The 12,912-nt window shown below is 37.1% G+C and carries 17 protein-coding genes, 1 tRNA gene and 2 pseudogenes; 6 read left to right on the plus strand and 14 right to left on the minus strand.

The genetic code is table 11. The features are described 5' to 3' along the window. Positions 1-145: 145 nt before the first annotated feature. The 12 genes and pseudogenes from CCVT_RS09625 to CCVT_RS09665 form a co-directional block, all read right to left on the minus strand. The gene (locus tag CCVT_RS09625; RefSeq protein WP_227898167.1) at positions 146-868 is read right to left on the minus strand and encodes a hypothetical protein; all 723 of its coding nucleotides are present in this window, start codon (positions 866-868) and stop codon (positions 146-148) included. Further along, a complete protein-coding gene (locus tag CCVT_RS10145; protein ID WP_081605525.1) occupies positions 822-992 on the minus strand; it encodes a flavodoxin in 171 nt (56 codons plus the stop codon). Before CCVT_RS10145 ends, CCVT_RS09625 begins: the two co-directional genes overlap by 47 nt. Positions 993-1,182: 190 nt before the next feature. Beyond that, positions 1,183-1,614, minus strand: a complete 432-nt coding sequence (locus CCVT_RS09635) for a flavodoxin (protein WP_018137207.1) — start codon at positions 1,612-1,614, stop codon at positions 1,183-1,185. 67 nt (positions 1,615-1,681) lie between these two features. Continuing rightward, positions 1,682-2,587 (minus strand): aldo/keto reductase, encoded by a 906-nt coding sequence (locus CCVT_RS09640; protein WP_018137208.1) that lies wholly within the window; start codon positions 2,585-2,587, stop codon positions 1,682-1,684. Between the two features lie 16 nt (positions 2,588-2,603). After that, the gene (locus tag CCVT_RS09645; protein WP_407644588.1) at positions 2,604-3,002 is read right to left on the minus strand and encodes a cupin domain-containing protein; all 399 of its coding nucleotides are present in this window, start codon (positions 3,000-3,002) and stop codon (positions 2,604-2,606) included. A 114-nt stretch (positions 3,003-3,116) separates the two neighbouring features. Continuing rightward, positions 3,117-3,367: pseudogene (locus tag CCVT_RS09820) on the minus strand (carboxymuconolactone decarboxylase family protein); the annotation flags it as partial. After that, positions 3,352-3,798 (minus strand): MarR family winged helix-turn-helix transcriptional regulator, encoded by a 447-nt coding sequence (locus tag CCVT_RS09650; protein ID WP_018137210.1) that lies wholly within the window; start codon positions 3,796-3,798, stop codon positions 3,352-3,354. The pseudogene CCVT_RS09820 and the gene CCVT_RS09650, both read right to left, overlap by 16 nt. A 118-nt stretch (positions 3,799-3,916) precedes the next feature. Then, on the minus strand, positions 3,917-4,594 hold the full coding sequence (locus CCVT_RS09825; protein ID WP_018137211.1) for a zinc ribbon domain-containing protein: 678 nt from the start codon (positions 4,592-4,594) through the stop codon (positions 3,917-3,919). A gap of 117 nt (positions 4,595-4,711) precedes the next feature. Beyond that, positions 4,712-4,882: a recombinase family protein gene (locus CCVT_RS10150; RefSeq protein ID WP_211205628.1), complete on the minus strand. Its 171-nt coding sequence runs from the start codon at positions 4,880-4,882 to the stop codon at positions 4,712-4,714. Positions 4,883-4,905: 23 nt separating this feature from the next. Continuing rightward, positions 4,906-5,244, minus strand: a pseudogene (locus tag CCVT_RS09835) (recombinase family protein); the annotation flags it as partial. Next, complete coding sequence (locus CCVT_RS10155; protein WP_155827541.1) at positions 5,229-5,462, minus strand: recombinase family protein; 234 nt, start codon at positions 5,460-5,462, stop codon at positions 5,229-5,231. The pseudogene CCVT_RS09835 and the gene CCVT_RS10155, both read right to left, overlap by 16 nt. Positions 5,463-5,481: 19 nt before the next feature. Further along, positions 5,482-5,646, minus strand: coding sequence for a hypothetical protein (locus tag CCVT_RS09665; RefSeq protein WP_018137213.1), 165 nt, complete (start codon positions 5,644-5,646; stop codon positions 5,482-5,484). Positions 5,647-6,276: 630 nt separating this feature from the next. Between CCVT_RS09665 and CCVT_RS09670 the strand changes: the two genes are divergently transcribed. The 6 genes from CCVT_RS09670 (at position 6,277) to CCVT_RS09695 (ending at position 11,003) form a co-directional block, all read left to right on the plus strand. After that, positions 6,277-6,543 (plus strand): helix-turn-helix transcriptional regulator, encoded by a 267-nt coding sequence (locus CCVT_RS09670; protein ID WP_018137214.1) that lies wholly within the window; start codon positions 6,277-6,279, stop codon positions 6,541-6,543. A 34-nt stretch (positions 6,544-6,577) separates the two neighbouring features. Continuing rightward, on the plus strand, positions 6,578-8,257 hold the full coding sequence (locus tag CCVT_RS09675) for a hypothetical protein (protein ID WP_018137215.1): 1,680 nt from the start codon (positions 6,578-6,580) through the stop codon (positions 8,255-8,257). An 86-nt stretch (positions 8,258-8,343) separates the two neighbouring features. After that, entirely contained in the window at positions 8,344-9,210 is an 867-nt protein-coding gene (locus tag CCVT_RS09680) for an AraC family transcriptional regulator (RefSeq protein WP_018137216.1), read from the plus strand. 227 nt (positions 9,211-9,437) lie between these two features. Then, positions 9,438-10,289, plus strand: a complete 852-nt coding sequence (locus CCVT_RS09685; protein WP_018137217.1) for an aldo/keto reductase — start codon at positions 9,438-9,440, stop codon at positions 10,287-10,289. 90 nt (positions 10,290-10,379) lie between these two features. Next, complete coding sequence (locus CCVT_RS09690; protein WP_155827529.1) at positions 10,380-10,523, plus strand: hypothetical protein; 144 nt, start codon at positions 10,380-10,382, stop codon at positions 10,521-10,523. 36 nt (positions 10,524-10,559) lie between these two features. Continuing rightward, on the plus strand, positions 10,560-11,003 hold the full coding sequence (locus tag CCVT_RS09695; RefSeq protein WP_018137219.1) for a cupin domain-containing protein: 444 nt from the start codon (positions 10,560-10,562) through the stop codon (positions 11,001-11,003). Between the two features lie 609 nt (positions 11,004-11,612). Here CCVT_RS09695 and CCVT_RS09700 read toward each other — a convergent pair. Then, positions 11,613-11,689, minus strand: a tRNA-Met gene (locus CCVT_RS09700). 176 nt (positions 11,690-11,865) lie between these two features. Beyond that, positions 11,866-12,855, minus strand: a complete 990-nt coding sequence (locus tag CCVT_RS09705; RefSeq protein WP_018137221.1) for an argininosuccinate synthase domain-containing protein — start codon at positions 12,853-12,855, stop codon at positions 11,866-11,868. Positions 12,856-12,912 lie beyond the last annotated feature (57 nt).

Consider the following 12,912-nt stretch of genomic DNA (forward strand, 5'->3'; position numbering starts at 1 on the left):
GTTCCTAAATATTAAAGGATAAAAGACTAGTGTGTGACAAGAAAAGCAAACATATTGCCGTAATGCTAGCAGTTAAAAAGATATAGACTCTTGGTGATACTTGACCTTACAATAGACATTCATGCTTTGCTGATGCTTGTCTTGCCTACCTTCCCAAACCATCATACTCTGACTTTACACTCTGTTTTTTAGTCTCTATCATATTCGATGGTTGTTTTGATTGCTCTACTCCAAAATTCTTATCAAGTCCTTGATCGTATAGCTCTTGCTTTGTTATTTTTAGTGAGCCAAATAATATATGATCCTCTGTTAGATATATCTTATCTGTTTTATAACGCTCCTTTAGCTTATTAAAGCCTTGCATATCCCGCCAATCTTTCATATATGTTTTTATATTATAAATTAGGCCTTGGTAGTTAATTCGAACTATATCTGATAGATATTTTTTAAAGTTTTCTATTCTATTGATAAACACCAAATAGTACCTATTTATATCTAGATGACCATCAATACCTTTTACGAAGTCTTCATATTCATTTTGTTTAAGTCTTAGCTTTTGAATGAGATCATCATCATAAAATCCAGTTTTTATCTTTCTAGCTGCTTCATAAAATTTATCTCTAATGTAGATATATGGAGTATAGTGTCTATTTTGGTTAAAAGAGTAGGCCGTGTTTTCTTCTGGCAAGTATAGATATCTACTGTTATTATTAAAAAGTATTTGATAATCTTTATATTTTTTAACCATAGTGTTTTCTTCAAAGTATTCTATTAACTCTTTTATCGGAATCTTTGATGATATAGCTTGATAGCTTGTTCTTTTAATTTGTTGCCCTACTATTACTGTTGTTGTAATTCGAATCCTCATCAGTATACGGAATCTTCGGAGTAATTTCATATAGATCTGCTCTCGTTTCTGAAGCAATGAGCTTTGCTACACCTTTTGTGTTTCCTGTACAGGAAAATATGCTACAAGAATTTTTTACTATCATTGCTATCACTTTCTTGTTTTTGTGTTACTGATAAGTTGACATCTGCACTCTTTTGGTTTTTATTTCCACATCCATATAGTACAAGTGAAAAAACACTAAAATCATCGGAAATATAAATAATTTTTTACCTCTTTTCATGCTTTATCCTTCCATATTTTTTTTAATACTATATTCCTAGAATGCACTCATACTATACAAGTTTTCCATTTATCATCCAAGCTTCTATTGTTGCCCCTTTTGCAGAGGCTTGAAGCTCTTTAACAGTTTTTCCAAATCCACTGCCACCGCTTGTTGCAAATAACTTTATTTTCTTGCCTGAAAAATCATCACTTTCCAAAAAAGTATTTATAATTGTTGGTGCTACATACCACCAAATTGGAAATCCAATATATATCTCATCATATTTTGAGATATCAATTTTTTCTCCGTTCATTTTTGGTCTAAAAGATTTATCGCTCATTTCAACTGATGAACGTGATTTTTTATCCATCCAATTCAAGTCGGTTGCTGTATATAGTGTTTCCGGAGTAATTTCAAATAAATCTCCACCAACATCTGTAGCAACCTTTTTTGCCATATTCTTTGTTGTTCCAGTCGCACTGAAATATGCTACTAATTTCATAGTTTTCCCTCCATTTTTTGGGTTTATTACAGACTGATATTTGAGATAAGTTTAGGATTAGTGATAATTAATCAACTATTTCTGTCCCAGGTTTTCCGCTGTAGCCTTTAAATTTCCCACCATATACAGGGAAAAATCCAAATTCGCCATAGCTTTCAATTCTTTCCATATTTTTTAGTGTTTTCATATCTTCATCACTAATCACAAAGTCTATTGCCATATTTTCTTTTTGATGATCTGGATTAGCAGTTTTTGGTAAAACAATCATACCAAGTTGCCAATCATAACGAATACAAAGTTGAGGAATGCTTACACCATATTTTTTTGCAATTTTAGCAATTTTTTCGTTTTGAAGTACAAGACCATGGGCAACAGGAGAATATGCTTCCATTTCAATGCCTACTGATTTGCAGTAATCAATAAGTTCAAATGGTGTATTTGTGATGTGTGAAAGGACCTGATTTACCATTGGTTTAACTTCACAAGTAGCCAAGATATTTTCAATGTCCACTTTAAGAAAATTAGATAGTCCGATGGCTTTTACCTTGCCCGCTTTATAAGCATCCTCAAGAGCTTTCCATACTTGTATATTTTCTTCAAAGTATCTATTTTCAGATTGATTTACTTCAACCCAAGGCTGTGGGCTGTGAATAATCATCATGTCAATGTAATCAAGCCCCATTGCTCTTAAACTTTCATCAATAGATTCCATTGCTGATTCATAAGATTTATTCTCTGCAGCAATTTTTGATGTTACAAATAGTTCTTCCCTAGGTACTCCACAATTTCTGACACCGACACCAACGCCAGCTTCGTTATCATATGCTTGCGCAGTATCAATATGACGGTAACCCATAGCAATTGCAGATTTAACTGCGGCTTCTGTTTCTTTTTCTGGAATCATCCATACACCAAGAGCAAGTTTTGGAACTTTCACACCGTTTTCTAATTTAATCATTTCATTTGTAATCATATATTTAATCCTCCATTTATTTTAAGTTCAGTACACCATATTGTTCCTCAGATACTGGTTCTAACCATTCATTGAATCCATTTTCTCCCGGAACTTCAATTGCAAGATGAGAAAACCAGCTATCCGGCGCTGCACCATGCCAGTGCTTAACACCAACAGGAATATTGATACAGTCTCCAGGATTCATTTCTATAATATCCTTACCCCATTCTTGGTAATATCCTCTTCCTGCAACACAAATGAGTATTTGACCACCACCCTTATCTGCATGATGGATATGCCAATTATTTCTACAACCAGGCTCAAATGTTACATTAAAAACTCCAATCTGCTCCATAGAAATAGGTGCAAGATAGCTTTGACCAACAAAGTATTTTGCAAATGCATCATTAGGCTTTCCTATTGGAAATATCATAGACGCTTGATGTTGTGCCTTTGCATCATTTTTATCCGCAGTTTCTTTCCATACATCTTTAGCAAGACTAAACGCTGCCCATCCTTTTGGCCAGCCAACATAAAATGCTACATGTGTAATAATTGCCACTATCTCTTTTTTTGTAACACCATTTTTTTTGCATTCTGTAAGTGATAAATTAAAGATGAATCTGTAATACCAGACGACATTAATGCTACAATAGTAATTATGCTTCTAGTCTTTAAATTAATATCTTCATTATTCCAATTCTCTCCAAACAAAACATCATCATTAAAATGAGCAAATTCAGGTGCAAATTCTCCAAGTTGATCTCTTCCTGCTGTTTGTACTATTTTTTCTGACATTTTTTTCCTCCTTTACTTTCCTTTAAAGATTCAGCTATTTTTTTTAGCATAGAAGCAACCTGTTTTTCGTTAGCATCAAGCGTGTCATAAACTTTGGCTTCTATTTCATATAATTCGGAAAGGACATCTTCAGCATATGCCTTTCCTAGATTTGTTAGGACTATATTCATTTCACGCTTTTTTCCTTTAATCGGAATCAAGTCAATATATCCATTTCTTTCTATTTCTTTTACTACAGTATTAACCGTAGTTCGTGGTAGCTCCCAGTCCTTACAAATTTCAATTTGAGTGTGAGCATTTCCATCATTTAAGGCATACAGCACCCATAACAAGGTAGTAGAGATGCTACTTTGTTTTGCAAAATCATCATAAAATGAATCTACATGGTACATAGCTTTTCCGAAATTATAAAAAAATTGCTTTGAATTCATATCCTCCTCTTAAAATCCTAATTCGTATTTTATTATAACACGAAACAGGATTTTAATCAATACTTTTTTACAAAAGAAAGACACCTCACCAATTTTAGTAAAGCGCCTGTTTTGAATTTTATTTATTTAATTCTATCTGGCTGCCATCAAGGAACGTGAATTCAACCTTTCCATCATAATGAACTGTAAGGTAGTCTACCATACTAAGCCATACATTTTTATCAAAGGATGTCTGCAGTTCCTGCCTTTCAAATTCATGTATAAAGTCCTCTACCTCATCACGCTTGGACTGTTTTTCTATGATGGTTTGCTTGATTTCATCCAGCCTAGCCTTTGTAGCATTAAACCTATTTGCTAGGCTAGAGTATCTAATTTCATATTTATCTTGGTTTTGAACTTTTCTGGCATTCTCATTAATGCATTCATTCACCTGCTCAGCCACAATATTAAGTTCTTCTTCAAGTTCAATCTTTTCTTTCTCAAGAGCGGAGGTATCAAAGATTATCTTTGCCATTTCCTTATGATTGTTTATGATTTCTTTCTTGTTTTTAACCAGCTTATTGACAGCCTCTAAGAATAGCTTTTGAATTTCTTCTTCGGTTAAATGTGGAGTGGTACATTTTTCTTCAAACTTATGATTGGACTGCCATATCTTCTGACAGTACTTGCTGGTTGAGTGCCATGTTTTCGAACCATACCAAGATCCACAATCCCCGCATTTAATCTTACTTGAGTAAATGCTAACGCTTGAAATTCGATTCTTACTGGCTTTTCTTTGCTCTAGTAGCCTCTGCACCCTATCAAATGTACTTGGTGGAATAATAGCCTCGTGGTTTCCGGTTACATAGTATTGAGGTATTTCACCCTCGTTCTTTTTCTTTTCCTTAGTTAAGAAATCAACTGTAAATGACTTTTACAGCAGTGCATCACCTTTATATTTCTCATTACTAAGTATTGCTGCAACTGTTCTTGCTGACCATTTCTTCTTTCCACTGGGTGTTAATATTCCCTTGCTAATCAGTTCCTTTGCGATGCCAAAAGGTGAATAGCCTTGAAGGAAAAGTCTATAAATCTTTTTTATCACTTTGGCTTGTTCATGATTAACAACTAGGTTTCCGTCTTCTCCCCCCTGTCATATCCTAGAAATCTTTCAAAAGGTACTGTCACTTTGCCATCAGCAAATCTTTTTCTTTGGCCCCATGTACAGTTTTCTGAAATAGACCTAGATTTCTCTTGAGCAAAACTAGACATGAGAGTTAAAACAAACTCGCTCTTGCTATCCAAGGTATGAATATTTTCCTTTTGAAAGTATACTCCGATTCCTTCCCTTTTCAGTTTTCTAATTGTGCTAATGGTATCTACAGTATTTCTTGCAAATCGACTTATTGATTTTGTGACGATTAAATCTATTTTTCCATCAAGTGCATCTTTCACAAGGCTATTAAAACCATCTCTATTTTTTTACTTAATCCAGAAATTCTATCGTCATAATATAACCCTACATACTCCCATTCCGGTTCATTTTTTATATATTTCAAGAAATAATCTTTTTGAGCTTCTAGACTATTATGCTGCTCATCTTTTTCTGTCGACACTCTCGCATATGCAGCAACTTTTAATTTTTCAAGTTTGATGAGTTCCGTAAACTTAGGTTCAAGTTTAATTACTTCTTTCCCCGTATCATCACTTCAGCATTAGCGTCGGTGGATCGTATTTCTCTTTTACCTCTGCACTTGTTGCTATCCATTTTTCTTCATCTATCAATTCTCTGAAATACAAATAATCTAGTAGTATTTTACAAAGGCTATAATCCATCTCATCTTTTATTATTTGTTTAACTTCTCTCATTACAATGACCTCCTTAGCTAATATACATCACTCTTTAAGCTAGGTAAGTCAAGCAATATCAAGACACACCCCAAATGATTTTATTGACACCCTATTCAATGAAAAAAGCACCCCTAAAATAAAAAAATCTAGCCTTCCGATTAGCTATAACAACGATTATTTCTATTCGATTTTTGATTTTTCTTAAATCCTTTAATTTAAGCACTTTGAGTAATATAAAGTGTAGATTTGTGTATCAATTCCTTTATCTTCTTCTCAAGGATATTTCCCTGTTTAAATCCAGCATCCGGAGCCATTTACTTATAAAAATCCCTTTTAAACCCCGATTTTACAGATATTTCAAGAACTTTAAGTTTTCTTAGTTTTAAAAATTTGTTCCCTATTTGTTCCCAAAATTTTTTAATATTCCAATTTCTTACCAAGCTTTCTAAGTTAATCTAAGATACCTTATTTTTATTTTTAAAAATACGAAAATAATTTTTTATCCTAAATTACTCTAAAATACCCCAAGGAACCATAGGGTATTAAAAATTTTTCAAAAACTATCCAAAAACCGCTTAAAACGATAAAAGTAAATGAAAAGTACATATAATTAGTTATGTAAGAGCTTAGCAAAAGGATAAAAATAATATGCTTAACGAACTATATAACGACGTAGAGTACAAAACGCTTCTTGAGCACATATCTAGCCAATATAAAGGAAAGGTAGTTTTAGACAGAAAGCAAACCGCAGCGGTTCTTGGCATTGGTATATCCACTCTTGATCTTCGTATATCGCAGGGCAGGGATATTCCACGTTATATCAAAATGGGAGATGCAAAGAATTCTCGCATAGCGTTTGCGATAACGGATATTGCAGCTTATATTTTTCAAAAAAGGGTTAAAACATGCTCTTAATTTCTATAGTAGATAATAAAGAAAAGGACTAAAAATGAGTAATGCCCTTCAAATAGGCGGACACAGCCTAGTTCTTTGTGTAAGAAGCGAATTCTTGACGCTCAAAAAAGCCATTATAAGGTATGAGCACAATGTTAGAGAGGTTAAGCATGCCTCTAAGATCGGATACCTTAGAGGCAACAGTCGCAATAATAGATACATAGTGCTTAGCGAATATAACAACAACGGCCACATGCGAGAGATCACAGCTGGAGATAAAGAATTTAATGATAAGAAATACATAAAAGCGCTTTTGAGAGAATATCACGAAAAAATGAAAGCCGATTACGAAGCTCAAACTAAAACCTATAAAAACGGCAAGGTGGTAAAGAATCGTTGGCGAGAAAATATGGTCGGGTTTTCTGAAGTGGTGATAAGTTTCGGCACCGAACGACCAAAAAACCAAAAAGAAGGGCTAAATCAAACCGAAGTTAATTTTGTTAACGCCCAAGTTTCGTTTGATAGAGTCCTTAGATTTGCGAGATCGTACTGTGCAAAATACGGCGTAAAGTGTTTATTGATTAGCGAGCACAACGACGAAAAGACTAAACACTATCAACTAATTTTTACGAATTATCTCTTTAAAGAACATAGAAATTTAAGATTCGACGGAAAAGGAAATACGAGTAAATTTGGCAGAAGTATGCAAGAAATGGGCGGTATAGCATTTGACGGCATCGCTCTAAGAGGCGAAATAGGTAGCAAGGCAAAGCATAAGAATTTAAAACAAATGCACAAAGATGAAAAAGAGTTTAATAATGAGCAAGAGTTTAATAATAAAATTAGACAATTGATAGTTAATGAAGCAAGGAAGTATATAAAAAAGAAAGAGTCTATGTTTGGCAAAGATTATTTGAGATTAGAAATCGAGGACGATAAGGCTTTTATAACGAGTCTTACGAATTTGGTTTTAGATCAAATGAAAGACAATATAAACATAGTCACTGATAGCGAACTAAAGCAAAAAATAGAGGAACTAACCAGGCAACTTTTAAACAAAGGTGAAGTGATAGCAAAAAATAATAAACTAGAGCAATCTAACGAAGAACTAATACAAGAGAATAAAAAACTAAAAGAGATAAACGCAAATCTAAATAATCAAGATGAAATTATAAAAGATAGAAATTTGCAAATAAGCAATCTCTCGGCTGACCTAATCCAAAAAGAAGATGAAAACAATAAACTAAAAAGTAGATTAGAAAATATTGAAGCTGACATAGCGCAAATAGATAAACTAAAACAAAAAGCCGATCAAAGCGATGCCCTACAAAGCAAGCTCGAAGAAGCTAATGCAGATCTAGAAAGCAAAGAAAAAACAAATCAGTCTTTGAAACAAAGAAACGAAGAGCTGGAGGCGTCGCTAAGTAACGAGAATGCCTTAAAGGAAGATAATGATAGTAAACGACTACAAATCGTTAAACTACAAACTTCTATAAATAACAAAGATCAAAGAATATCCAAGCTGGAAGGAGAAGTAAAAGTTAAAGACGAAACGATAGAAAATTTACAGGATAAGTTAACTGTATTAGAAAACTTTAAAACGAAGGTTATTAGTTTTATCTCAAAAATAAGCAATCTAATACCGAATTTTAGTAGGTTGCTAGATGACGAACCAAATGAGGTAAAAAATGAGATACAAGGCAAGATGTATAGTAGGGATGGGATGGAGATGTAGTTAAAGGACTTTTGGGTGCTTGGGCGTAAAAATAGTCTAATTTAAAAATTTTTGCTAAAATTTTAAAAACAAAAAATAGGAGCACAATGGGCAAGATAGATGAAATTTGCAAGTATTTGGACGCTAAATTTAGCTCAAACGGCAAGATACAAAGCGACATCAAAGAGCTATTTATCTACCGAGCAAGTGTGCCGACCGAGTTTTTAACTGGCGTTTACGAGCCGGCGCTTTGCATGGTTTTTAAAGGCTCAAAACTGGCCAAAGTCGGTAATGATTTTTACGAGTACGATGAGCAGCGCTATCTGCTAGCCGCTACGCATATCCCTGCCGTTGCGAAGATCAAAGGCTGCCCGTATCTAGCTATAACGATCAACTTTGAGCTAGAGGATATTTTAAGCGTGATCGAGAGCATTGGCGGCGCCGAGAGCAAAAAGGGCGAGTTTGCAGGGCTAGCTCTTGGGGCAGTAGATGATGAGCTGCTTGAAGCCGTATTTAAATTTATCCGTTTGCTAGAGCGCCCAAACGATGCTAAATTTTTAGCAAAGCTCGCGATAAAAGAAATTTTATACATACTCTTAAAGGGCGAAAACGGCGATTTCCTACGCCAATACGTAATGCTAGAAACTATAGAAAACCGCGTCACGCGCGCTGCTAAAGAGATAAAATCAAACTACGCCGAGGCAATAAATATCGAAAATTTAGCCAAAAAGCTCGGTATCAGCGCATCGTCGCTATATCATAACTTCAAGCGTATTACGGCGCTTAGTCCGCTTCAGTTTCAAAAAAAGATCCGCCTCGAAGAGGCAAAAAATCTCTTGATAAATCAAAATTTAGAGGCCGCAGAGGCCGCATTTGCCGTCGGTTACGCGAGCCCGTCGCAGTTTAATAGAGAGTACTCCAGGATGTTTGGCATGCCTCCTAAGGCGCACGTCTTAGCCATAGCTGGCGCTTAAATTTAGTGCGGGCAAGGTCTACTGTCTCTCGTTGATTTTACCTCCCAAGCTCCTTTTGTCTAAAATTTACATTTTTGCCCCACCCTAACTACAAATTTGATCTAAATTTTGTATTTTTTATAATATTTGCAGAAATAGGCAATGATTTTGCAGGATCGTTCTACCTCCTTTTTTTTAAAACCGTTATAATCACTTCAGTTAAAAAATTAAAATTACAAGGAGCAAAAATGCAGTATTTAACATTAAACGACGGCAACAAAATGCCGATTTTAGGCTACGGAGTGTATCAGGTGGAGCCTGCAGAGGCTCAAAGGTGCGTTGAGGATGCGATTGGCGTGGGTTACCGTCTCATCGACACCGCACAGGCTTATTACAACGAAGAGGGCGTTGGCGCGGCGGTTAAAACGGCAATAGCCGGCGGCGTGAAACGCGAGGAGCTTTTTATCACCACAAAGCTTTGGATCAGTGACGTAAGCGAGGAACGGGCGCTAAAAGCCTTTGAAGCGTCGATGAAAAAGCTAGGGCTTGACTATCTCGATTTGTATCTCATCCATCAGCCATATAGCGACACTTACGGCGCGTGGCGAGCAATGAGTAGGCTTAAAAAAGAGGGCCGCATCCGCAGCATCGGCGTTAGCAACTTTAACGCGGGTCAAATTATGGACTTTACGATAAACAACGAGATAAAGCCCGCGATAAATCAGATCGAGTGCAATCCTTTTCACCAGCAGCTCGCAGCGCAGGCGAATTTAAAAGAGCTCGGTATCGCGATGCAAAGCTGGGCGCCGTTTGGCGAGGGCAGAAAGGATATATTTAGCAATGCGGTTCTAAAAACGATCGCACAAAAGCAAGGCAGAAGCGTGGCTCAAGTGATTTTACGCTGGCTCGTGCAGCGCGGTATCGTCGTCATACCAAAGAGCGTAAGCAAAGAGCGCATGGCGGAAAATTTCAATATATTTGACTTCTCGCTAAGCGAGGCGGATATGCAAACGATCGCAGGGCTAGACGATGGTGCGAGCCTATTTTTCGATCACAGCGATCCGCAGATAGTAAAGATGTTAAATAATTTTTCGAGATAAGTTCGGCTTTGCCGGCTAAATTTAAAAAGGTTAAATTTTAAAAAGTTTTTGATTTCGGCGCTATTTGCGGCGGCGCTAGCGGGAGGGCAGATGAACGAGAGCTTTACAAAAGAGAGCAAAATTTCAGACGTCGTCCGTGATGCGGCGTTTGGTGATTACGGCAGGCTGCTTTTCCCTACGCACAAGGGTTATTTTAGCGACAATACGGCTAGAGCAGCAAATTTAATAGCGTAAGAGAGCATCGCGAAAAATATAGACAAAGGAGAAAAGATGCAAGAAAAGCAAGTTTTGGTTAAAAAGGAAAATCTCGCCGTTTATGATAAGGTGAGCGATAAAATTTTTGCAGGCGGACTGCCTAAAGTCACGCTACTTTTTGCTGCGACGCCTTACGCAAATACAGGAGCGGCGCTGGTGCATTTTCCGCGCGGAGTTCGCACGGCGTGGCATACGCATCCTGCGGGTCAAAATTTAATCGTAACGCAGGGTAAAATTTACACCGGTACGGCGGATGGGATCATACAAATCGCTCGTCCGGGCGACGTAGTGCTCTGCCCACCTGGCGTCAAACACTGGCACGGAGCCGGACTGCACGAAGACGGCGAGCATATCGCGGTAACCTTTGAAAAGGACGGCAAAAACGTAACGTGGCTTGAGCATCTAAGCGAGGATGAGTATAAAAGCCTCGTCGAAAAAGCGGACGAGTCAAAAAAGTAGACTAAATAATCAACGCGCACTTACTATTATCGGTTACATATAAGCTTTTAATGATTGTTTGTTAAAAGCTTTCCGATAAAAAAACTTGGACGTTTTATTGACGAAAAATTATTTTTTGGTCGATAAAGTTTCGTCTAAGTTTTTATATTTTTCTTTTGCTCGGCCAAAGAAAAATATCGGCCGTCTGCCAAGACCTTACAGCAAACTTATTTGAGTTTGCTAAATAAGTATTATCATACATACTATAAAAAAATTACTTGATGCTTGTATATTGATAGATGATATTATTTTACGAATGTGTCAAGAAGGAAAAATAGTTTCTTGGTAACTTTAAATAAAATAAATATTGTTTTTTAATATTAAAATTTATTTTTAATATTTACTTAAGTAATAGATATAACGAGTTGGTTTTTTTATAATTTCCACACAAGCTCGCATGATTCTTGGTGTCTTTATAAATTTTAAAAATTTTGTGAAAAAACATGCTAAAATCATCTCAAGCTTAAAAATTTGCTACATAAAATTTTATTTTGCTACAAACATTAAGCTATATTTTATGAAAGGTGACTGCAATATAATATTGTAGAAACATCGTAGTTTAGGTATTTTTGGTGTCACGGGGGAGACTTGAACTCCCGACCTCCGGCTTATGAGACCAGCGCTCTAACCAGCTGAGCTACCGTGACTACAAAATAATGAGTGCGTGGATTATACAATCTGCGAACTTATTTTTAGCTAAAATTTAGCAAATTTTAAATTTCAGTAAATTTGGCCGAAATTTAGAGCTTCAAGCGCCTTTAAATCGCTCCACTCACATCTTAAAAAGCAAGCTCTCATCAAACGCGCACGATCTCATCTCAAGCTACTTGACGAAAAATTCCTGTGCCGCGCTTTTATCGACAGGTTCTACTTCTAAAATTTTATCTGCGATCGTTACTTTGTAAGTCCTGTCCTTGGCGGCCTTTGTATAAGCGAGCGCGAGACGAGCGGCAAAGCGCATATCTTCATCGTCAGCTCCTACGCTTAAGAAGCTTCTAGCTCCTACGATATCGTCATTTTCATCAAATTTTACGGCGTTAAATTTATCGTTTGGATTAACTTCAAGTGCGCTATTGTCCGCTTCGTCGCGCCCTATGACTAACTTTGCGCCGTTTTTTAGGCGCAAATGACGCCCCAGCTTTAGCCATGTAACGTCGATATCGCGCATCTGCGCGTCAAATTTCAGATAGTCTTTTATCTTTACGGCGAAGCTATCGATAGTGAGCAAACACCCGCCGCCCGGCGTCGCATAGTCTTCAAAGCCAAATTCCGCCGCCATTTTTAGTTGCGGTTTTCTGTCGCGCCCACTTATGGCCATCAGCTTTTCGCGATCGACCCAGCCCTCGCGCTCGGGCTTTGTAGGGGCTAAGAGCTTCGCGCACATCGGACGAAGCACGAGGTCGTTTTCATCGTCTGCTAGGCGCTTGACCTGAAATAGCGCCTCCCTACGCTGACTCATCGGCCGCTGCCCCAAGACCTCGCCCGTGATGATAAAGTCCGCCCCCTCGCTTTTTAGCATATTTAAGGCGGTCTTAAACATATATCCGTGGCAGTCGATGCAGGGGTTAAACTGCTTGCCGTAGCCGTATTTCGGGCTAAAAAGTACATCGCGTAGATACTCGTTTCGCATATCTACGACCTTAAATTTCGCCCCGGCTAAATTCGCCCGGCGCTCTAAAACGGCGTGTTTGTCCTCATCCACGCCAAAGCCGGTATCCATATAAAGCGCCACGACCTCGATGCCTTGATCGCTGATGATCTTCATCGCGAGCATACTGTCAAGCCCACCACTAAATAACGCTAATGCCTTCATCCTAACTCCATTTTAAAGCCAAAATACTACTTAAAATTTGAAATTTTGTAAAGATGG

Origin of the sequence: Campylobacter curvus (genome assembly GCF_013372125.1) — a bacterium.
Classification (GTDB): domain Bacteria; phylum Campylobacterota; class Campylobacteria; order Campylobacterales; family Campylobacteraceae; genus Campylobacter_A; species Campylobacter_A curvus.